This is a genomic window from Sphingomonas sp. (assembly GCF_031426035.1).
Lineage (GTDB): Bacteria > Pseudomonadota > Alphaproteobacteria > Sphingomonadales > Sphingomonadaceae > Sphingomicrobium.
Genome location: NZ_JANPKO010000036.1, coordinates 13,517 through 33,514, shown reverse-complemented (window position 1 = coordinate 33,514; position 19,998 = coordinate 13,517). Strand labels below are relative to the sequence as shown.

The following is a 19,998-nucleotide window of genomic DNA, read 5'->3' as shown; positions in this document are numbered from 1 at the left end:
GTGAGGGCTTCGGCGGTGTCGTTCACCGCCGCGCGGCCTTGATCGCGTCAAGCAAAGTTTCGAACGGCAGAACAATTGCCCCGTGGCGACCAATCCGCGACCGCGCCGCGGACAGCGCCGAAAGCCCCGGCCACGTCCCCGGATCATCGTGGTCGCCGCTCAGCCAATTCCGCAAGGACTCAACGGCTTGCGCCACCTCCTCGGCGCTCCGCCCAACCGCCGACGCCGCCACCAGGCTGGCCGAAGCCTGCCCGAACGCGCACGCCGTCACGGCCTGCGACAACCCCGCAACGCGCCCTTCTCGGTCCAGCGCTACGTCGGTGTGAACTTTGCTACCGCAGGTCGGCGAGCGCCGGTCGGCCATGCCATCGATCCGTCCCAACGTGACTGGAGCGGGCAACGACGCCGCCAATCTCAGGATTTCGACCGTATACAGCGGCGCATTCATCCCCGCCTCCAGATCGTCCCGTCGGGCCCGTCCTCGAGCAGGATCCCCTCGCCCGCGAGCTCGTCGCGGATGCGGTCGGCGGTGGCGAAATCGCGGCTCGCCTTGGCCGCCGCGCGCGCCGCGATGCGGCTGTCGATCTCCGCGTTGTCTCCGGCCCCCTGGAACCATTCGTCGCGGCTCAAATTGACCAGCCCGAGCATCCGCGCCGCGCGCAGGCTCGATTGCAGCATGTCCTCGCGCCCGCCTTGGAAAAACTTGTAATCTTCGCTCAGGGGCCCCTGCGCCGAGGTCAGAAATTCGTTGAGCACGGCGATCGCCTTGGGGGTGTTCAAATCGTCGTTGAGCGCCTCGACGAACGGCGCGATGTCGCTCTGGTTGGGCTCGACATCGCCGAGCACCCGGTACCAGCGGTCGAGCGTCGCCTTGCTCTGCGCGATCAGGCTCTCGGTCCACGCCAGCGGCTGGCGGTAATGCGCCGAGAGCAGGGCCAGCCGCAGCGTCTCGCCGTGGTGCCCCGCCGCCAGCAACTGGTCGACCGTCACCACATTGCCGAGCGACTTGGACATTTTCTCCGCGCCCATGTCGACGAACCCGTTGTGCACCCAATAGCGCGCCAGCGGGGCGCCGCCATGCGCGCAGCGGCTCTGCGCCAGCTCGTTCTCGTGATGCGGAAAAATCAGGTCGAGCCCGCCGCCGTGGATGTCGATCGTCTCGCCCAGATGCGCGCGGATCATCGCCGAGCATTCGATGTGCCAGCCCGGCCGCCCGCGCCCCCACGGCGACTCCCACCCGATCACGCCTTCGCTACTCGGCTTCCACACCACTAAATCGGCCGGGTCGCGCTTGTACGGCGCGACCTCGACCCGCGCCCCCGCCAGCATCGCCTCGCGGTCGCGGCGGCTGAGCGCGCCATAATCGGGGTCCGACGGCACGTTGAACAGCACGTGGCCCTCGGCGGCGTAGGCGTTGCCGCGCTCGATAAGCGCCGCGATCATCGCGATCATCGGCGCGATCTCGGCCGTCGCGTGGGGCGCGATGTCGGGGTCGGCCACCCCCAGCGCGCGCATGTCGTCGAGGTAAAATTGCTCGTAGCGCGCGGTGATCACCGCCGGGTCGACCCCCTCCGCCGCGGCCGACGCGATGATCTTGTCGTCGACGTCGGTGACATTGCGGGCATAGGTCAGGCTGCCGGCCCCAAAGGTGTGCCGAATGTGCCGCGCCAGCGTGTCGAACACCACCGCCGGCCGGGCATTGCCGATGTGGGCGCGGCCGTAGACCGTCGGCCCGCACACATACATCGTGATCCGCTGCGGGTCGGCCGGCTCGAATGCGCGCTTCTTGCGCGCCAGCGTGTCGTGGAGCCGGATCACAGCATTTCCTGCGCCGAGCGGCGCGCCTCGACCCAGTCGACGATCGCGCGGCCGCTGGCGTTGAGCAGCGGAAACGTGCGCGAATTGGCCATCCAGTCGGGCCGGTCGGCCTGCGGGCCGTAGAGCAAGTCGGTGGCGAGGTTGGCCAACAGGAAAAAGAGGGTCGCGCCGAGCAGTCCCTTGAGCATCCCGAACCCGCTGCCCAGCACGCGGTCGATCGGCCCCAGCACCGAGCGCCGCGACTTGCCGCCCAGCGAGCGGGCGAGCAGCTTGACGAGCAGGAAGCTGGGCAGGAACAGCAGCGCGAAGGCGACCACGGCCGCGCCGGCATCGGTGCCGACGCTGGGTGCCAGCCCGGCGGTGACCGGGGTGTGGAACAGCTTGAGCACGGCGATCGCGACGATCCACGCGAACAGCGACAGCACCTCATGCACGAACCCGCGCACGAACCCGATCAGCGCGCCGCCGCCGAGCAGCAGGATGACGAAGATATCGAGCGCGGACATGAGAGTTCGGCTATAGCGGCAGAGCTCGAGACGCTACCCCCAATTCCTCCCCGGCATTTGCCGGGGAGGGGGACCAGCGTAGCTGGTGGAGGGGTTCAGGCGCACCCGAACCCCTCCACCATCTGCTCTTCGGCAGATGGTCCCCCTCCCCGCGAAATCGCGGGGCGGAATCACCGCCCCATGATCTGCTCGACGAGGCGGCGCAAATTGCCGAACTCGGCGAGCGCGATGCCTTCCACGCCCTTGACCCCAGCCGGCACCCACGCCGTCTCGAACCCCAGCTTGGCCGCTTCCTTGAGCCGCAACCCGGCATGCGCCACCGGACGCACCTCGCCCGACAAAGCGACCTCGCCGAGCACCACGCAATCGCCCGGCACCGGTCGCTCGGACAGCGCCGAGACCAAGGCCGCGGCGACCGCGAGGTCGGCTCCAGGGTCTGTCAGCCGGTACCCCCCGGCGACATTGAGATAGACTTCGGCGGTGGCGAAGCTCAGCCCGCAGCGCGCCTCGAGCACCGCCAGCACCATCGCCAGCCGCCCCGCATCCCACCCGACGGCGGCGCGGCGCGGGGTAGCCCCGCTCGCCAGCCGCACCACCAGCGCCTGGATTTCGACCAGCACCGGGCGGCTGCCCTCGAGCGCGGGGAACACCGCGGTGCCGCTCACCGCCTCGCCGCGCTGGGTCAGGAACAGCGCCGACGGGTTGGGCACTTCGCTCAACCCCGCGCCCTCCATCGCGAACACCCCGATCTCGTCGGTCCCGCCGAAGCGGTTCTTCATCGCGCGGAGGATGCGGTACTGGTGGCTGCGCTCGCCCTCGAAGCTCAATACCGTGTCGACCATATGCTCGAGCACGCGCGGGCCGGCGATGCTGCCGTCCTTGGTGACATGGCCGACCAGCACCACCGCGCTGCCGCGTTCCTTGGCGAAGCGCACCAATTCCTGCGCCGACGCGCGCACCTGGCTGACCGTCCCCGGCGCGCCCTCGATCAGGTCGGAGTGCATGGTCTGGATCGAATCGATCACCAGCAGCGCCGGCGGCTCGCCCTCCCCCATCGTGGTCAAAATATCGCGCACCGAGGTCGCCGCGGCGAGCTGGACCGGCGCTTGCCCGAGCCCGAGGCGGACCGCGCGCAGCCGCACCTGCTCGGCCGATTCCTCGCCCGACACATACACCACTGGGTGGCCGGCCGAGGCGAGATGCGCGCCGACCTGGAGCAGCAGGGTCGACTTGCCGATCCCGGGGTCGCCGCCGACCAGCATCGCCGAGCCGCGCACGATCCCGCCGCCGATCGCGCGGTCGAACTCGGCGATCCCGCTCGGCAGCCGCTCGGGCAGCGCCGCAGGGCTGTCGAGCCCGACCAGCGCAATGCTCCGCCCGCCGCCCTGAAGGTTATGCTTGGCGGCGAAGATGCTGGAGACCGCCGCGCCCTCCTGGACTAGCGTGTTCCATTCCGAGCAATCGCCGCACTGCCCCTGCCAGCGGCTGCTGACCGACCCGCACGCCTGGCACACATATCGGGATTTGGGCTTGGCCATGGCTCCCCCGGTCTAAAGCCTGCGGAGCCAAGCGCAACGGGCGCGCGTCGGTGTCTTGTTGCCCCCGCGCTCCGTCGCTAGGCCGCGAACGATGCGCATGCTGCCCGAACCGCTGCGAATACCGGCCTTTCGCGCTTACTGGCTGGCGCGGCTGGCGGCGACCATCGCGCAGATGGCGATGGTGATCGTGATCGGCTGGCAGGTCTACGACATCGCGCGCCAGACGATGGATATTCCGGCCGCCGCGTTGCGCCTCGGCTTCATCGGCGTGGTCCAGTTCGTGCCCCTGTTCGCGCTCAGCCTGGTCGCCGGTTGGGCCGCCGACCGCGTCGACCGCCGCTACATCGCGCGGGCCGCGGTCGCGCTGGAACTGGCCTGCGCCGCAACCCTCGCGATCGTCACCTGGGCCGACGCGATGAGCCTCTATTGGCTGTATGGCATCGCAGCCTTGCTCGGGGTGGCGCGGGCATTTGCCGGTCCCGCGCTCGGAGCGCTGGCGCCCAACCTGGTGCCGCCCAAAATCCTCCCCAACGCGATCGCCTTGTCGTCGATCGCGTGGCAGGCGGGCACCGTGGTCGGGCCGGCGGTCGGTGGATATCTGTATGCCTGGACCCCCGCCGCGCCGTACGAGGCGAGCGCCGTCCTGTTCGCTGTCGCGCTGATCGGCCTGTTCACCATCGGCCCGGTCGAGCGGCCGGCGGCGAAGCTCGAAGGCAATCCGTGGGCCGAGGTGCGCAACGGGCTGCGCTATGTCCGCCGCAACCGGCTGGTGCTCGGCGCGATCAGCCTCGACCTGTTCGCGGTGCTGCTCGGCGGGGCGACCGCGATGCTGCCGATCTTCGCCCGCGATATCCTCCACACCGGCCCCGAAGGCCTCGGCCACCTGCGCGCCGCGCCAGCGGTCGGCGCGACGCTGACCGCGGCGTGGTTCGCGTTCCGGCCGCTCAAGAACAATGTCGGGGTCAAGATGCTGGTCGCGGTCGCGGTGTTCGGTGCGGCGACCGTCGTGTTCGGCTTCTCGCGCTCGATGCCGCTGAGCCTCGCCTGCCTGTTCCTGCTCGGCGCGGCGGACATGCTGTCGGTTTACGTCCGCCAGTCGCTGATCCAGATCTACACCCCCGATGCGATGCGCGGGCGGGTCGGCGCGGTGTCGACGCTGTTCATTTCCGCATCGAACGAATTGGGCGAGGCCGAGAGTGGCTTCCTCGCCGCGTTGGTCGGGCCAGTGGTGGCGGTGGTCGGTGGCGGCATCGGCGCGATCCTGGTGGTCGGGCTGTGGGCGTGGCGATTCCCCGAGCTCAGGCTTGCAAGACGCTTCGAACCACCCGATTTACCGCAGTCCGCCCGGCAGGAGAGCGCGCCATGAAAGCAACCACGATCCTCGAGACGATCGGCAACACCCCGCATATCCGCGTCAACCGCCTGTTCGGCGACCGCGCCGAGGTGTGGATCAAGTCCGAGCGGTCGAACCCAGGCGCGTCGATCAAGGACCGCATCGCGCTGTCGATGATCGAGGACGCCGAAAAGTCGGGCAAATTGAAGCCCGGCGGGACGATCGTCGAGCCGACCAGCGGCAACACCGGGATCGGGCTGGCGATGGTCGCCGCGGTCAAGGGCTATAAACTGGTGCTGGTGATGCCCGAGAGCATGAGCCTCGAGCGGCGGCGGCTGATGCTGACCTTCGGCGCCACCTTCGACCTCACCCCGCGCGAGAAAGGCATGAAGGGCGCTATCGCCCGCGCCGAGGAGATTCTGGCGGAGACGCCGGGCGCGTGGATGCCGCAGCAGTTCGACAACCAGGCCAATATCGACATCCACGTGCGCACCACCGCGCAGGAGATCCTCGCCGACTTCCGCGACGAGCCGTTCGACGCGCTGATTACCGGGGTCGGTACGGGCGGCCACATCACCGCCTGCGCGCAGGTGCTCAAGAAGGCCTGGCCGGGGCTCAAGGTGTTCGCGGTCGAGCCGACCCTGTCGCCGGTAATCAGCGGCGGCGAGCCCGCGCCGCACCCGATCCAGGGCATCGGCGCCGGCTTCATCCCCGCCAACCTCGATGTTTCGCTGCTCGACGGGGTGATCCAGGTCGCGCCCGAGGACGCCAAGGAGATGGCGCGGCGGGCGGCGCGCGAGGAAGGCGTGCTGGTCGGCATCTCGTCGGGTGCGACGCTGGCTGCGATCGAGCAGAAATTGCCCGAGCTGGGCCAGCGTCCGCGTATCCTCGGCTTTAACTATGATACCGGCGAGCGTTACCTGTCGGTGCCTGATTTCCTCCCTGACCAGGCCTAACTAACGGGCTGCTAACTGTTTATCTTGACCCCAGTGTTAACCCGCGCGGACTAACGCTCGTACCCCCGTGGACAGCCCCGCGGCGAGGGGTCGACAACGCCGTATGCGCAGATCACGTTTCGCACGCGCCGTAGGAAGCAGCAACGAGGCCCCCGACCGGGCCTCGATTAGCGAAGCGCTGTGGTTCGATATCCGCTCGGCGGACAGCCCCGGCGACGACGCTTTGTCAGCGACCCGGGTCGCCGCGCTCGACCATTGTGCCGTGCTGCTCGGCTTCACGCATCTGGTGGCATGGATCGCGTCCCTGGTCTTCCATCGCGACAGTGCCACCACGCTTGCCTTCTCCAACCCGCTGGTGCCGCTCAGCGGGCTGCTGCTGCTCGATGTCGCGGCCATGGTCGGAATCCGCTGCCGCGACGGTCTCGGGCTCCGGCCTCACCACGTGGTCCAGGCCCTTTGCCTCTATTTTGCGATGGCCGGAACGCTGTGGATCTTCGCCGGCTCGGCAATGGCCGCGCAATCCCATGCGGGGCATCCCTCAATGCCGATCCTGGTGCTTGGCGGCGGAGTGATGATCGCTGCGTTGGTCGCCGTCACCTCGCCGCCATTGTCCGCGGTCAACCTCGTGATGATCGCGATCGGCGCGATGGCCATGGCCCAGTCGCCAGTCGCCGCGGCGGGCGCCGCGCTGCTGTCGCTGATGACCCTTGCCTACAGCATCGCCGGTGCGCGAACGATGATCGCCGCCGGGCGCCAGCGACAGAATCTCGACGCCGAAGCGCGCAAGGCGCTCACGTTCGTCGATGAATTCGAAAACAGCGGACGCGGCTGGTTTTGGGAAACCAACGCCGAGGGCACATTGTCCTACGTCTCACAGCAATTGGCGGACGATTTCGAATGCGACCCCAAGGCGCTGCTCGGCCGGCAATTCACCGACTTGCTGTCGGTCGAAACCGAAGCCGAGCGGGCGGTCGAACAGCACAAGACCCTGGGTTTTCACTTGTCGGCGCGCTTCCCGTTTGCCGATGTGGTGGTGCGCGCGGCGTCGGACCGCGACATCCACTGGTCGCTGTCGGGCAATCCGGTGTTCGACGAGCGCGGGCGCTTTCTCGGCTTCCGGGGGATCGGCACCGACCTCACCGAGCAGCGCCGCTCCGAGCAGGAAATCTCGCGCCTGGCGCGGTTCGATTCGCTGACCGGGCTGCCGAATCGCGCGCTGATGCGAAAGACGCTCGATGAGGCGCTGCGCAACGCCGCTCGGCGGCAAAAGGGCTGCGCTCTGTTCCTGATCGATCTCGACCGCTTCAAGAACGTCAACGATACCCATGGGCACCCGGTCGGCGATGCGTTGCTGCGGCAGGTTGCGGAGCGGCTGAAATCCGTGATGGGCGACCACGGCCAGGTCGGCCGGCTGGGCGGAGACGAGTTCATGGCGGTGCTGCCCGGCAACGTCGACGTCGGAATGCTCGAATCGCTGGCGCGGACGCTGATCGAACAGGTCTCGCGGCCATATACGATCGAGGGCCACCGGGTCAGCATCGGCGCCTCGGTCGGCATCGCCATCGGGGACCCCGGGCGCAGCTGCGCCGACTCGCTGGTGCGCAATTCGGACCTGGCGCTGTACGCGGCCAAGGCGGCGGGGCGCGGCAAACATTGCTTCTACGAAGCCGCGATGCACAGCGAGGCAAGCGATCGCTCGGTGCTCGAAAACGACTTGAGGCAAGCGATCGACCGCGGCGAACTGCATGTCGCTTACCAGCCCATCGTGCTTGCTGCCGGGGAAGAATTGTCGGGCTTCGAGGCCTTGGTGCGCTGGAATCACCCGGTGCGCGGATCGATTTCGCCGGCGCTGTTCATCCCGCTCGCCGAGGAATGCGGAATGATCGGTCGCATCGGCAGCTGGGTGCTGGACACGGCGCTGGCCGAAGCCGCGCAATGGCCGGACACCGTGCGCATCGCGGTCAACCTGTCGCCGATCCAGTTCAACGACCCAACAATCGCCAACACCGTCGCGGAGCTACTGAAGAAAAACGGCGTGCGCGCCGAGCGGCTCGAGCTCGAGATCACCGAGGGTGTGTTCCTCGCCGAGGGCGACGCCACCGACGAGACGTTCAGCCGGCTCAAGGAAATCGGGGTGCGTCTCGCGCTCGATGATTTCGGCACCGGATATTCATCGCTCGGCTATCTCAAGAAAGCGCCGTTCGACAAGATTAAGATCGACCAAAGCTTCGTCCGCGGCGCCGCTTCGGTGACCAGCCGCAACAGCGCCATCATTCGCGCCATCGTCACCCTCGCCGACAGCCTGAAAATGGACACCACGGCCGAGGGCGTGGAGACCCACGACGACCTTCACCTGGTGCGCGAACTCGGCTGCAGCCAGATCCAGGGCTACATCTTCGGCCGCGCGGTGGACGGTGAAGCGGCGCGCGCCATGATCCACGAGGCGACCGTCGATCCCAATGGCTTCCAGTGCGTGCGCGAGGCGCGCCACCGGTTGATGCGCCGGGCGATCGCATTGATCGAGGGTGAGACGCGCGAGGTCAAACTGCGCAATATTTCGGCAATGGGCGCGCTGGTCGAGTGCACCCGCCCAGTGTCGCCCGACACCCAGATCACCCTTGATATCGTTGGGGTGGGGCCGGTCGTCGGCACCGTGCGGTGGGCGCACAAAGACCGCTTCGGGCTCCAGTTCACCGAATTCTTCCCGCTCTCGCGGCTCGCGCCCAAGAAGCAAAAGCGCAACGACGCGATGATGATGCGCCCTTATTATTTGGACCAGCGGGAGGCTGGCTAAAAAGCTTCCGCGGGCAGCGCCATCATGCTCTCGGCGCCCGCCTCGACCTTGCGCCTGAGGGCATTGGCGCCAACCAGCTCACGCTCGGCATAGAAGCGCGCGGTGACCAGCTTGGCGTCATGAAAGGAGCGATCTTCGCCCGGCTCGTCTTTCAGCCGGTCGGCTAGCACGGCCATCTTGAGCCACATCCAGCCGAGCACGACCAGGCCCATCAGATCCATGTAGGAATAAGCGCCGGCCCCGGCATTGTCGGGATCGGCCATGCCGTTTTGCGCGAGCCACATAGTCGCCGCCTGCAATTCGCCGAGCGCGGGCTCGAGCACCGCCGCGACGCCGCCCGGGTCGCCGGCCGATTTGGCGTCGGCGATGTCGGTCGCGATCGCAGTGAACAAGCTGCGCACCGCGCGCCCGCCGTCCTTGCCCAGCTTGCGCCCGACCAGGTCCATCGCCTGGACGCCATTGGTACCCTCGTAGATTTGGGCGATGCGGGCATCGCGGACGAACTGGTCCATGCCGTGCTCACGGATGTAGCCGTGGCCGCCGAAGATTTGTTGGGCGTCGACCGTCACCTCGAAGCCGCGGTCGGTGAGGTAGCCTTTGATCACCGGGGTCAGCAGCGAGACCAGGTCGTCGGCGAGCTGGCGCTCCTCCTCGCTTTGGGCGCGGCGCGACAAGTCGACCTGCAGGGCGCCCCACAAGATCAGCGCGCGGGCGGCCTGGTTGAAGGCACGCGCCTCCATCAGCATGCGCCGCACGTCGGGATGGACGAACAGGGTGTCGGCGCGGGCGTTGGGATCGCGCGCGTCAGGCTTGAGCGCACGACCCTGGCGGCGATCGCGGGCGTAGGCGACGGCGTTCTGGTAGGCGACCTCGCCTTGCGCCAGGCCCTGCAACCCGACGCCGAGGCGGGCGGCGTTCATCATGATGAACATCGCCGCGAGGCCCTTTTCCGCCTCGCCGACCAGCCAGCCGGTGGCGCCGTCGTAATTCATCACGCAGGTCGAATTGCCGTGGATGCCCATCTTCTTCTCGATCGCGCCGCAGCTGACCGCATTGCGATCGCCGAGCGAGCCGTCGGCGTTGACCAGGAACTTGGGCACCACGAACAGCGAGATGCCCTTCACATTGTCGGGGGCGCCGGTGATCTTTGCGAGCACCATATGAACGATGTTCTCGGCGAGGTCGTGCTCGCCTGAGGAAATGAAGATCTTGGTCCCGGTCAGCTGGTAGCTGCCGTCGGGCTGCGGCTCGGCGCGGGTCTTCAATAGGCCGAGGTCGGTGCCGCAATGCGGCTCGGTGAGGTTCATCGTGCCGGTCCATTTGCCCGACACCATGTTGGGCAAATAGGTCGCCTTCTGCTCGTCGCTGCCCTTGATCACCAGCGCCGCAACCGCGCCGGCGGTGAGGCCGTGATACATCTCGAAGCTGTGGTTGGCCGACAGCACATATTCGCTGATCGCGGTGGCCAGAACCTGCGGCAGCCCCTGCCCGCCATATTCCTCGGGCGCCGACAGCGTCGGCCATCCGCCTTCGCAGAACTGCCGATAGGCGTCCTTGAAGCCGGTCGGAGTGGTCACCGAGCCGTCGGCGTGGCGGGTGCAGCCTTCCTCGTCGCCGCTGCGGTTGAGCGGGGCGAGCACCTCGGAGGCGAAGCGGCCGCCTTCCTCGAGAATTGCCTCGATCAGGTCGGGCGTGGCGGACGCGAATCCGGGCAGGTTGGAATAGCGGCCGATGTCGAGCACATGGTCGAGGATGAAGCGCGTCTCGCGGACGGGTGCGGCGTAAATCGGCATCAGTCGGGTCCTTCCTGGAGATCGCCACCGAGCTGGGCGACGAAATTTTCGAGATCGTGGATGGTGGCGTCGATATCGACGCGCTGGCGGCGCATGGCGGCGATGCGGTCGTTGCAGCGCTCGATGGTTACCCGGCGCTGAGTCGCGCGCTGGTCCCCGACATCGTAAAGGTCGAGCATCTCGCGAATGTCGTTCAAGCTGAAGCCGACCCGCTTGCCGCGAAGAATCCAGGTCAGGCGTGCGCGGTCGCGCTCCGAATAGAGCCGCGCGGTGCCGCGCCGCTCGGGCGCGATCAATTGCTCGTCCTCGTAGAAGCGCAGGGCGCGCGCGGTGACGCCGAACGCCTCGCACATCTCGCCGATCGAGAACTTCCGCCGTTCCGAATCCATCGCCGCCCTATGCTTTACGTTTCCGTAAGCGTCAACACAACGAATCGCCCGCCAGGTCGGTGATTTTGGCGGGGGTGTCCGCCGCTGGCTGCAATACGCGGTTGGAGAAATTGGCGCCCGGCCCGCAATAGTAAGAGCAGGCTTCGGACAACGGTCCGAGGCGTGCCTGTTCGCCCGTGATCGCGACCTCGACCCGGCAGTTCGTGTCGCCTTGCGGGGTAATGGTCAATTTGTCCCCTGCCCGATCTGCCTTGCCGGCCAGGCTGCAGTTCGCGTCGCCCGCGCCGTAGGCAATCAGCCCGGCCCGCAACGCTCCCGCCTCGCCCACCAGACACAGGCCATCCCGGCCGTCGCGCCAGGTTTGCGCGACGTCCTCCGGCTCGCTTGAGCAAGCGCCAGCCGAAAACAGCAAAAATACGCCGAATATGCGGACTTTATGCATCACTGGAGAAACCTTCAGTTCACGCGGGTGGCGACAAAGCGCACCGACATCCCTATATGCCCACCAGCATCAGCGCGAGGGCCGAACTTTGCTGACGACCAATCCGTTCGACGACGACAAGTTGCGCGAGGAATGCGGGATTTTCGGCATCTGGGGTGCCGACAACGCCGCCAGCTTCGTCGCACTCGGGCTCCATGCGCTGCAGCACCGCGGCCAGGAAGCGGCCGGCATCACCACTTATGACGGCGCGCACTTCCATTCCCACCGCGCGATGGGCCATGTCGCCGGCGGCTTCGACCGCGAGGACATCATCCGCAAACTGGCCGGTCGCACGGGCATCGGCCATGTCCGCTACTCGACCACCGGCGAGACCGCGCTGCGCAACGTCCAGCCGCTCTATGCCGAATTGAACGACGGCGGTTTCGCGGTCGCCCACAACGGCAACCTTTCCAACGCGATGAAAGTGCGCCGCACGCTCAACCGCCGCGGCTCGATTTTCCAGTCGACCAGCGACACCGAGGTGATCATCCACCTCGTCGCAACCTCGAGCCTGACCGCGCCGCTCGACCGCCTGACCGACGCGCTCAAGCAGGTCGAGGGCGCGTATTCGCTGCTGGTGCTGACGGAGGAAGGGCTGGTCGCCTGCCGCGACCCGCTCGGCATCCGCCCGCTGGTGATGGGCAAGCTCGGCGAGGCGACCATCTTCGCGTCCGAGACCGTCGCGCTCGACATCATCGGCGCGACCTATTTGCGCGATGTCGAGCCGGGCGAGCTGGTGCTGGTCAACAATGCCGGAATCCGCTCGTACCGCCCCTTCGCGCCCGCTGCGCCGCGCCCGTGCGTGTTCGAACATGTCTATTTCTCGCGTCCGGACTCTGTTGCCGAGGGCAAGTCGGTCTACGAAGTCAGGAAGAACATCGGCGCCGAGCTGTCGCGCGAGGCGCCGGTCGAGGCCGATTATGTCGTTCCCGTGCCCGACAGCGGCGTGCCGGCGGCGATCGGCTTCAGCCAAGCCAGCGGGATCCCGTTCGAGCTCGGGATCATCCGCTCGCACTATGTCGGGCGCACTTTCATCCAGCCCAGCCAGGAAGTCCGGCACCTCGGCGTCAAATTAAAGCACAACGCCAATTCGGCGCTGGTCCACGGCAAGCGCATCGTGCTGATCGACGATTCGATCGTGCGCGGCACGACCTCGGTCAAAATCGTCCAGATGATGCGCGATGCGGGGGCCAAGGAAGTCCATTTGCGGATCGCCTCGCCGCCGACCCGCCACAGCTGCTTCTACGGCGTCGACACCCCCGAGCGCGCCAAATTGCTCGCCGCGCAGATGGGGATCGAGCAGATGGCCGATTACATCAACGCCGACAGCCTAGCCTTCATCTCGATCGACGGGCTGTACCGGGCACTCGGCGACCAGCGCGATGCCACCGCGCCGCAGCGCTGCGACGCCTGCTTCACCGGCGATTACCCGACCAGCCTGACCGACCTCGAAGACCAGAGCGGCGGCGCGCCTTTGTCGCTGGTCGCCAGCCGCTAACCCAGAGTCCGCATGACCGACCAGAAGCCTTTCGCCGGCAAGCTCGCGCTTGTCACCGGTGCCAGCCGCGGGATCGGCGCCGCCACCGCTGAGGTGCTGGCCAGCGCCGGCGCGCATGTTGTGCTGGTGGCGCGAACGGCGAGCGCGCTGGAAGCGGTCGAGGACCGTATCCACGATGCCGGCGGCAGCGCGACGATCGCCCCGCTCGATCTCACCGACGCCGATTCGGTGGCCAAGTTGGCGGCGGCGATCGGCGAGCGCTGGACCGCGCTCGACCTGCTCGTGCTCAATGCCGCGATGCTCGGCTCGCTGACCCCGGTCGAGCATATCGACGCCAAGGAATATGGCCGCGTGCTGACCACCAACGTGCTCGCCAACCAGGCGCTGATCGCGGCGTTCGACCCGATGCTGCGCCGCGCCGAGCGGGCCGAGGTGGTCGGGCTGACTTCTTCGGTGGGACGCGAGCCGCGCGCCTTCTGGGGCGCTTACGGCTCATCCAAGGCGGCGCTCGAGGCGCTGCTCATCGCCTACGCCGACGAAACCGCGCACAGCGGCCGGGTGCGCGTCCACGTCGTCGACCCCGGAGCGACCCGCACGCGGATGCGCCAGCTGGCATTCCCCGGCGAGGAGCCGGACAGCGTCAAGGCGCCGGAGGTGGTGGCTGCGGCGATCATGGAGCGGTTGCTCGGGGATGCCCCGACCGGCGAACGGGTCAGGATCGACGCTTAGCCTTTCGTCAGCGTCACTTGCGCGACGTCGATGCCGCCGCCGCGAAAGCCGCCTTCGCAGTACATCAGATAATAGCGCCACAAGCGGTGGAAGCGGTCGTCGAACTCGGCCAGCGCGCCGCGCGCGACCGCGGCGTCGAAGCGCTCGCGCCAGTGCCTGAGCGTCTCCGCATAGTCGAGCGCGAAACCATCGCGGTCGTGCCACGACAGGCCGCGCTGCCGGGCCAATGCCTCGAAGCGCGGTTCGTCAAGCAGCATGCCGCCGGGGAAAATGTAGGTTTGGATAAAATCGGCCGAGCTGGCGTAGCGCTCGAACAGGGGCGACGCGATGCTGATGAACTGCAGCGCCGCGCGGCCGCCGGGTTTGAGGTTGCCGGCGATGCAATCAAGGTAGGCGCCCCACCAGCGCATCCCGACCGCCTCGACCATCTCGACCGAGGCGACCGCGTCGAAGCGCTCGCGCACCTCGCGATAGTCTTGGAGGCGGACCTCGATGCGGTCGGCGAGACCGGCTTCGGCGATCTTGCGGTCGGCCCAGTCTTTTTGCTCGGCGGACAGGGTCAGGCCGACGACCGACGCGCCGCGTTGCGCCGCGGCAATGGCGAGGCTGCCCCAGCCGCAGCCGATCTCGAGCAGGCGGTCCCCGGGTGTGAGATCGAGGCGGTCGAGCAGCAGCGCGATCTTGTGTGCCTGCGCGGCCTCCAGCTCCCCCTCCCGCCAGCGGGAGGGAGTTGGGGGGAGGGCCTGTGAGTCCTCGACATCCCCTCCCCCGACCCCTCCCGCGGGCGGGAGGGGGGAAGCAAAGCGCGCCGCGGAGTAGGTCATCGTGTCGTCGAGCCAGGCGGCGTAGAAATCGTTGCCGAGGTCGTAGTGCGCGGCGACGTTTTCGCGCGCCTTGCCCGGGGCGTTGTCGCGCAGGGCGTGGGCGGCGCGGTTGACCCAGCGGAACACGCCCTTGGCCCGCGCGGTGTCGCCGAGCGCCACCGCATTGGCCATGAACAGCTCGAACAGCACCACCGGGTCGGGCGACGCCCACTCGCCCAATTCCCACGCCTTGTACCAGCCGACCGAGCCCGAGGTCGCCAGCCGCACCAGCGCCATCCAGCTGTGGAGGTGCACGATCGGTTCCGGGCCGGGCGCGCGGAAACCAAGGCGGCGGGGGCTGCCGTCGGGCAAGGTGGCGTCGATGCCGCCGGTGGCGAGGCGCGCGTCGAGCTGGTCGAGCACGCGCGAAAATGCCGGGGCGCTCAATCGGGCAAGCAGGCCGCCGCCGGTCGCAAAGCCGCGGTCGGCACGGACGAGGTGGCGGCCGCGGCTTGCCATCGGATCAGATCTTGTGCGGCTCTTTCTCGACCATCCAGCTTTGCCCCTTGGACACCAGGGCCTGGAGGTCGGGCGTCTTGCCGCTGGCCGCGCTGCGGTTCTGCTCGGCCACCGCGCTTTCGAAGGTCGGCGCGGGGTCGTCGTAGAGCACGCCCAGGGCGACCGGGAAGCCCTCGCCCGGCATTTCGATCAGCATGTGCGCGATCGAGCGGTTTTTGGGGTCGTGGACGATCACCGCGGGATCGTCGGCGGCGACCACCTTCAATGCCAGGCGCTCGACGTCGAGCGCGATGCCCGTGGTGCCGCCGGCGAACAGCATCTTCTCGCCCGCCGCGAGCCACAATTGCTTGTCCGACGCCGCATCGCGCGCAGTGAACGGCGCGAACACGTCGTCGTTGTAGACCACGCAATTCTGGAAGATCTCGACGAAGCTGGCGCCGCGGTGCGCGTGGGCCGCCTTGAGCACGTCGGGCAGCGACTTGTGGACATCGATGGCGCGCGCGACGAACCGCGCGCCCGAGCCGAGCGCGAACGCGCACGGCCGCATCGGGCGGTCGATCGAGCCGTAGGGCGTCGACGGCGAGCGCGTGCCGATGCGCGACGTGGGCGAGTATTGGCCCTTGGTCAGGCCGTAGATCTCATTGTTGAACAGCAGCACCTGGCAGTCGAGGTTGCGGCGCAGCAGGTGCATGGTGTGGTTGCCGCCGATCGACAAAGCGTCGCCGTCGCCGGTGATGATCCACACGTCCAAGTCGGGGTTGGCGAGCTTGACGCCGGTCGCGACCGCGGGGGCGCGGCCGTGGATGGTGTGGAAACCGTAGGTCGCCATGTAGTAGGGGAAGCGGCTCGAGCAGCCTATGCCGCTGACAAACACCGTTTTTTCGCGCGCGACCTGCAAGTCGGGCATGGTCCGCTGGACCGCCTTGAGCACTGCATAGTCGCCGCAGCCGGGGCACCAGCGCACTTCCTGGTCCGACGCCCAGTCCTTGGCGGTGGTGACGGCGGTCATCTCGTTCATCGGCCAACTCCGGACAGCCACACGATCAGGCCGACCACCACGATCAGCATCATCAGCATCGGCCACACATTGATCTGCTTCATTGCAGCGCGCTTTCGATCGCCGCCTCGATTTCGGCGATGCGGAACGGCAGGCCGCTGACCTTGGTCAATGACTTGGCATCGACCAGATACTGGTCGCGCAGCAGGGTCTTGAACTGGCCCATGTTCATCTCCGGCACGATGATCTTGCCGAAGCCCTTGAGCAATTCGCCGAGATTGTTCGGGGCCGGCCAGATGTGGCGGACGTGGACGTGGGCGACGTCGAGCCCGCGCAATTGCGCGCGGCGCACCGCCTGGTGGATCGGGCCATAGGTCGAGCCCCATCCGACCACCGCCAGTTTCGCGCCCTCGCTGCCGAGTGCGATGGCCTGGTCGGGGATGCTGCCGGCGACGCCCAAGACCTTGGCGGCGCGGGTGTCGGTCATCGCCTGGTGGGACGCCGCGCTATAATCGATGTTGCCCGAGCCCGGTGCCTTCTCGATGCCGCCGATGCGGTGCTCGAGGCCGGGCGTGCCGGGCTTGATCCACGGCCGCGCCAGCTCGTCGTTGCGGGCGTAGGGCATGACCCCCTCGCCTTCGGCCGGCGGGGTGTCGTGGAACTTGACCGGGAACGGCGCGAAGCCGCTCATGTCGGGCACCTTCCACGGCTCGGCGGCATTGGCGATGTAGCCGTCGGTGAGCAGGATCACCGGGGTCATGTAGCGGGTCGCGATGCGCACCGCCTCGATCGCGCATTCGAACGCGTCGGCCGGCGAGCAGGCGGCGATCACCGGCAGCGGGGTGTCGCCGTTGCGGCCGTACACCGCCTGGTAGAGATCCGACTGCTCGGTCTTGGTCGGAAGGCCGGTCGACGGCCCGCCGCGCTGCGAGTTGACGATCACCAGCGGCAGCTCGGTCATCACCGCCAGGCCCATCGCCTCGGTTTTGAGCGCGATCCCGGGCCCCGATGAAGAGGTGACACCCAATTGCCCGGCATAGGACGCGCCAATCGCGGCGCAGATCGCGGCAATCTCGTCCTCGGCCTGGAAGGTGGTGATCCCGAACTCCTTGAGCCGCGCGAGATGATGCAGCAGCGGGCTCGCCGGGGTGATCGGGGAGGATCCGAAGAACATCGGCAGCCCGGCCAACTGCGCGCCCGCGACCAGCCCGACCGCGAGCGCCTCGGCGCCGGTCACGGTGCGGTACAGGCCGGGCTCGGCCGGCGCCGGCTCGAGGTGGCGCTGGCGAATGCTGGCGCCGATCTCGACCGTCTCGCCATAGGCGTGGCCGGCGTTCAAGGCCGCGATATTTGCTTCGGCCAGCTCGGGCGCCTTGGCGAACTTGGTCTTGAGCCAGTCGACGATCGGCTGGCGGTCGCGGTCGAACATCCACAGCGCGAGGCCGAGCGTCCACATGTTCTTGCAGCGCAGCGCTTCCTTGTTGCCGAGCCCGAACGGCTTGACCGCGTCGAGCGTCAGCTGGGAGATGTTGAAGCGCACCACTTGCCAGCGCGCCAGGCTGTCGTCGTCGAGCGGGTTGGCGGCATAGCCGGCCTTGGTCAGGTTGCGTGCCGTGAACTCGCCCTCGTCGGCAATGATCAGCCCGCCGTCGCGCAGTGCCTCGGCGTTCACCTTCAGCGCCGCCGGGTTCATCGCGATCAGCACGTCGGGTTCGTCGCCGGCGGTGTCGATCGCGGTCGAGCCGAAGTTGATCTGGAACGCCGAGACGCCAAACGTCGTCCCCTGCGGGGCGCGGATTTCGGCGGGAAAATCGGGGAATGTGGCGAGGTCGTTGCCGGCCAGCGCGGTCGACAGCGTGAATTGCCCGCCGGTCAATTGCATGCCGTCGCCGCTGTCCCCGGCAAAGCGCACGACGACCGCTTCGACCGGCGGCCGCGCGGTCGCTTCTCGTTCGGTAAGTAAATGGGTGGCGGAGGCCATGGTGATCCTGAATCGGGTGTTGGGAGCCTATTAGACCCGCAGCGGGCTCATTGCGAGCGCGGTCGGCGGTGTCCGCCTATCGGTTGCCGACTGCAAGCCCGGGCCCGAGCCGGGCCGCCCAGTCGATCCGGCTCAACTGGTAGAGCGAGATGACATAGGCCAAGGCAATGCCGGCGCTGACGGCGCCGACCCGGTTGGCGGGAAACAGGTGCCAGGCGAGCAGCACGAAGGCGATCCGCATCGCCAGATGGTAGAAGCCGACCGGGTGGCCGATAGTCCACGAGAACACGACCCAGTGCAGCGCGAACGCGATCCCGACCGTGAGCGGAAACAGGGTCGGCGCGTAGACCCACACGGGGATGTGGATCGCCCACGTCGCCAGCGCCATCACCCTCGCTTTGGCCGACAAATCGAACAGCGGGTTGTCGGCAGCACTGCCGACTTGCTCGCCGCGCAGGCGGCTGATCAAGGCGCCGAGCGGCGGGATCAACCAGAAGCACGCCGCGAGCACCCAATTGTGCCACCGCGCGTCGACCAGCAGAGTAAGGATCGCGGCCAGCGAATAGACCAGCACGCCGGTCATCGGCAGCGCCATCGAGCCCTTGCGCCGGGTGATGAAATCGGCGCGCATTTCGTCCAGCGTCATGCGGCTCCTCCCCCAGGCACGACCGAAAGCTAGCGATGCTCCGGCGCCGGCGCTAGTCAGTGGCGATGACCAAGGATCGTTATCGCCGCGGGGTCGGCGTGATGCTGCTCAATGCCGAAGGCAAGGTGTGGGTCGGCAAGCGCATCGATAATACCGACGAGGCGTGGCAGATGCCGCAAGGGGGGATCGACAAGGGCGAGGAGCCGTGGGCGACCGCATTGCGCGAGCTGGAGGAGGAAACCGGCATCCCGCCGTATCTAGTCGAGCGCATCGCCGATTGCCCGGAAAAGCTGACCTACGACCTGCCCAAGGAACTGCGCGGCAAATTGTGGGGCGGCAAATGGAAGGGCCAGGAACAAGATTGGTATCTGTGCCGCTTCCTCGGCGTCACCAGCGACATCGACATCGCCACCAAGCACCCCGAGTTCAACGAATGGAAATGGGTCGAGCCGGCCGACCTCCCCGACCTCATCGTTCCCATCAAGCGTGACCTCTATCGGCGGCTGTTGAGCGAGTTCGCCGAGTATCTGTGATGCCGCCGGCAGCATCGACGCTGTACACCTATCGCTTCGTCAGCGACGCGCTGCCGCCGGGCGCCGGGAGCGTGCTCGAGGTCGGCTGCGGGGCGGGGGCGCTGGCGGCGCTGCTGCAGGCCGACGGGCTGGCGGTGCGGGCGATCGACAGCGACGCGTACGCGGTGGAGCAAGCGCGCCGCGCCGGCGTCGCCGCCGAGGTTGCGCAATGGCCGGCCGAGCTTGGCGCCAGCTACGATGCCGTGCTGTTCACCCGCTCGCTCCACCACATCCACGACCTCGCCGGCGCCGTCGCCGAAGCGCGCCGGGTGCTCAAGCCGGGCGGCCGCGTGATCATTGAAGACTTCCGTGCCGAGGGCGGCACCGCGCGCGCCGATGCCTGGTTCACCGCGCTTGCGCGAGACCTGCATGCGAGCGGTTCACTCGGCCAACCCGTCGAGCTCGACACGGCGCATGACCACGAGCTCCATTCGTCCGACGCCATCGCCGGCGCGCTGTGCGCGTTCGCCACGGTCGAGCGCGCCGACGCCGCATATTATTTCCGCTACCTGGAGCCGCACCTGCGCGAACCGGCGGCCGCTGCGGCGCTGCTCGAGCAAGAACTGGCGACCATCGCGAGCGGCGCGATCGAGGCGCTTGGCCAGCGCTTCGTCGCGTTCGACGGCTAGCCCACGAGGTGTGTGG

At 67.8% G+C, this 19,998-nt stretch carries 18 protein-coding genes; 7 read left to right on the top strand and 11 right to left on the bottom strand.

Going from position 1 to position 19,998, the window contains the following annotated elements; genetic code table 11:
* Positions 1 to 22 precede the first annotated feature (22 nt).
* From RMP08_RS02295 to radA, 4 genes are all read right to left on the bottom strand, one after another.
* Positions 23 to 448 (bottom strand): iron-sulfur cluster assembly scaffold protein, encoded by a 426-nt coding sequence (locus RMP08_RS02295; protein WP_310467354.1) that lies wholly within the window; start codon positions 446 to 448, stop codon positions 23 to 25.
* Complete coding sequence (gene cysS, locus RMP08_RS02290) at positions 445 to 1,818, bottom strand: cysteine--tRNA ligase (RefSeq protein WP_310467353.1); 1,374 nt, start codon at positions 1,816 to 1,818, stop codon at positions 445 to 447. Before cysS ends, RMP08_RS02295 begins: the two co-directional genes overlap by 4 nt.
* Positions 1,815 to 2,324: a CvpA family protein gene (locus RMP08_RS02285; protein WP_310467352.1), complete on the bottom strand. Its 510-nt coding sequence runs from the start codon at positions 2,322 to 2,324 to the stop codon at positions 1,815 to 1,817. The genes cysS and RMP08_RS02285 overlap by 4 nt, the downstream gene beginning before the upstream one ends.
* Positions 2,325 to 2,494: 170 nt before the next feature.
* Positions 2,495 to 3,862 carry a DNA repair protein RadA gene (gene radA, locus RMP08_RS02280; RefSeq protein ID WP_310467351.1) on the bottom strand — a complete coding sequence of 456 codons (1,368 nt, stop codon included), beginning with the start codon at positions 3,860 to 3,862 and terminating at the stop codon, positions 2,495 to 2,497.
* 91 nt (positions 3,863 to 3,953) lie between these two features.
* On the opposite strand from radA, the gene RMP08_RS02275 reads away from it, so the two are divergent.
* From RMP08_RS02275 to RMP08_RS02265, 3 genes are all read left to right on the top strand, one after another.
* Positions 3,954 to 5,228: an MFS transporter gene (locus tag RMP08_RS02275; RefSeq protein ID WP_310467350.1), complete on the top strand. Its 1,275-nt coding sequence runs from the start codon at positions 3,954 to 3,956 to the stop codon at positions 5,226 to 5,228.
* Positions 5,225 to 6,151, top strand: coding sequence for a cysteine synthase A (cysK, locus tag RMP08_RS02270; protein WP_310467349.1), 927 nt, complete (start codon positions 5,225 to 5,227; stop codon positions 6,149 to 6,151). The genes RMP08_RS02275 and cysK overlap by 4 nt, the downstream gene beginning before the upstream one ends.
* A gap of 103 nt (positions 6,152 to 6,254) precedes the next feature.
* Positions 6,255 to 8,945: an EAL domain-containing protein gene (locus tag RMP08_RS02265; protein WP_310467348.1), complete on the top strand. Its 2,691-nt coding sequence runs from the start codon at positions 6,255 to 6,257 to the stop codon at positions 8,943 to 8,945.
* Here the strand turns inward: RMP08_RS02265 and RMP08_RS02260 are convergent.
* Genes RMP08_RS02260 through RMP08_RS02250 form a run of 3 tightly spaced genes read right to left on the bottom strand, consistent with a single transcriptional unit; the run spans position 8,942 to position 11,569 of the window.
* A complete protein-coding gene (locus RMP08_RS02260) occupies positions 8,942 to 10,738 on the bottom strand; it encodes an acyl-CoA dehydrogenase C-terminal domain-containing protein (protein ID WP_310467347.1) in 1,797 nt (598 codons plus the stop codon). The two genes, RMP08_RS02265 and RMP08_RS02260, sit on opposite strands and share 4 nt — an antisense overlap.
* On the bottom strand, positions 10,738 to 11,127 hold the full coding sequence (locus RMP08_RS02255) for a MerR family DNA-binding transcriptional regulator (RefSeq protein WP_310467346.1): 390 nt from the start codon (positions 11,125 to 11,127) through the stop codon (positions 10,738 to 10,740). Before RMP08_RS02255 ends, RMP08_RS02260 begins: the two co-directional genes overlap by 1 nt.
* 31 nt (positions 11,128 to 11,158) lie before the next feature.
* Complete coding sequence (locus RMP08_RS02250; RefSeq protein WP_310467345.1) at positions 11,159 to 11,569, bottom strand: hypothetical protein; 411 nt, start codon at positions 11,567 to 11,569, stop codon at positions 11,159 to 11,161.
* A gap of 88 nt (positions 11,570 to 11,657) precedes the next feature.
* Here RMP08_RS02250 and purF point away from each other — a divergent pair, with 88 nt between their 5' ends.
* A complete protein-coding gene (purF, locus tag RMP08_RS02245) occupies positions 11,658 to 13,106 on the top strand; it encodes an amidophosphoribosyltransferase (RefSeq protein WP_310467344.1) in 1,449 nt (482 codons plus the stop codon).
* Between the two features lie 12 nt (positions 13,107 to 13,118).
* Positions 13,119 to 13,835 (top strand): SDR family NAD(P)-dependent oxidoreductase, encoded by a 717-nt coding sequence (locus RMP08_RS02240; protein WP_310467343.1) that lies wholly within the window; start codon positions 13,119 to 13,121, stop codon positions 13,833 to 13,835.
* On the opposite strand, the gene RMP08_RS02235 is transcribed toward RMP08_RS02240, so the two are convergent.
* The 4 genes from RMP08_RS02235 to RMP08_RS02220 form a co-directional block, all read right to left on the bottom strand.
* Complete coding sequence (locus tag RMP08_RS02235) at positions 13,832 to 15,157, bottom strand: cyclopropane-fatty-acyl-phospholipid synthase family protein (protein ID WP_310467342.1); 1,326 nt, start codon at positions 15,155 to 15,157, stop codon at positions 13,832 to 13,834. The two genes, RMP08_RS02240 and RMP08_RS02235, sit on opposite strands and share 4 nt — an antisense overlap.
* A gap of 4 nt (positions 15,158 to 15,161) precedes the next feature.
* Positions 15,162 to 16,175: a 2-oxoacid:ferredoxin oxidoreductase subunit beta gene (locus tag RMP08_RS02230; protein ID WP_310467341.1), complete on the bottom strand. Its 1,014-nt coding sequence runs from the start codon at positions 16,173 to 16,175 to the stop codon at positions 15,162 to 15,164.
* Positions 16,176 to 16,254: 79 nt separating this feature from the next.
* Positions 16,255 to 18,135 (bottom strand): 2-oxoacid:acceptor oxidoreductase subunit alpha, encoded by a 1,881-nt coding sequence (locus tag RMP08_RS02225; protein WP_310467340.1) that lies wholly within the window; start codon positions 18,133 to 18,135, stop codon positions 16,255 to 16,257.
* Between the two features lie 76 nt (positions 18,136 to 18,211).
* On the bottom strand, positions 18,212 to 18,781 hold the full coding sequence (locus tag RMP08_RS02220; protein ID WP_310467339.1) for a DUF7010 family protein: 570 nt from the start codon (positions 18,779 to 18,781) through the stop codon (positions 18,212 to 18,214).
* A 65-nt stretch (positions 18,782 to 18,846) separates the two neighbouring features.
* Here RMP08_RS02220 and RMP08_RS02215 point away from each other — a divergent pair, with 65 nt between their 5' ends.
* Positions 18,847 to 19,314 carry an RNA pyrophosphohydrolase gene (locus RMP08_RS02215; RefSeq protein ID WP_310467338.1) on the top strand — a complete coding sequence of 156 codons (468 nt, stop codon included), beginning with the start codon at positions 18,847 to 18,849 and terminating at the stop codon, positions 19,312 to 19,314.
* Positions 19,314 to 19,982 (top strand): methyltransferase domain-containing protein, encoded by a 669-nt coding sequence (locus RMP08_RS02210; protein ID WP_310467337.1) that lies wholly within the window; start codon positions 19,314 to 19,316, stop codon positions 19,980 to 19,982. The genes RMP08_RS02215 and RMP08_RS02210 overlap by 1 nt, the downstream gene beginning before the upstream one ends.
* Positions 19,983 to 19,998 lie beyond the last annotated feature (16 nt).

Excerpts from the sequence above, each read along its gene's own strand:
- RMP08_RS02295 (WP_310467354.1), bottom strand. The coding sequence starts at position 448 with ATGAATGCGCCGCTGTATACGGTCGAAATCCTGAGATTGGCGGCGTCG.
- RMP08_RS02285 (WP_310467352.1), bottom strand. The coding sequence starts at position 2,324 with ATGTCCGCGCTCGATATCTTCGTCATCCTGCTGCTCGGCGGCGGCGCG.
- radA (WP_310467351.1), bottom strand. The coding sequence starts at position 3,862 with ATGGCCAAGCCCAAATCCCGATATGTGTGCCAGGCGTGCGGGTCGGTC.
- RMP08_RS02275 (WP_310467350.1), top strand. The coding sequence starts at position 3,954 with ATGCGCATGCTGCCCGAACCGCTGCGAATACCGGCCTTTCGCGCTTAC.
- cysK (WP_310467349.1), top strand. The coding sequence starts at position 5,225 with ATGAAAGCAACCACGATCCTCGAGACGATCGGCAACACCCCGCATATC.
- RMP08_RS02265 (WP_310467348.1), top strand. The coding sequence starts at position 6,255 with ATGCGCAGATCACGTTTCGCACGCGCCGTAGGAAGCAGCAACGAGGCC.
- RMP08_RS02260 (WP_310467347.1), bottom strand. The coding sequence starts at position 10,738 with ATGCCGATTTACGCCGCACCCGTCCGCGAGACGCGCTTCATCCTCGAC.
- RMP08_RS02255 (WP_310467346.1), bottom strand. The coding sequence starts at position 11,127 with ATGGATTCGGAACGGCGGAAGTTCTCGATCGGCGAGATGTGCGAGGCG.
- RMP08_RS02250 (WP_310467345.1), bottom strand. The coding sequence starts at position 11,569 with ATGCATAAAGTCCGCATATTCGGCGTATTTTTGCTGTTTTCGGCTGGC.
- RMP08_RS02240 (WP_310467343.1), top strand. The coding sequence starts at position 13,119 with ATGACCGACCAGAAGCCTTTCGCCGGCAAGCTCGCGCTTGTCACCGGT.
- RMP08_RS02235 (WP_310467342.1), bottom strand. The coding sequence starts at position 15,157 with ATGGCAAGCCGCGGCCGCCACCTCGTCCGTGCCGACCGCGGCTTTGCG.
- RMP08_RS02230 (WP_310467341.1), bottom strand. The coding sequence starts at position 16,175 with ATGAACGAGATGACCGCCGTCACCACCGCCAAGGACTGGGCGTCGGAC.
- RMP08_RS02225 (WP_310467340.1), bottom strand. The coding sequence starts at position 18,135 with ATGGCCTCCGCCACCCATTTACTTACCGAACGAGAAGCGACCGCGCGG.
- RMP08_RS02220 (WP_310467339.1), bottom strand. The coding sequence starts at position 18,781 with ATGACGCTGGACGAAATGCGCGCCGATTTCATCACCCGGCGCAAGGGC.
- RMP08_RS02215 (WP_310467338.1), top strand. The coding sequence starts at position 18,847 with ATGACCAAGGATCGTTATCGCCGCGGGGTCGGCGTGATGCTGCTCAAT.
- RMP08_RS02210 (WP_310467337.1), top strand. The coding sequence starts at position 19,314 with ATGCCGCCGGCAGCATCGACGCTGTACACCTATCGCTTCGTCAGCGAC.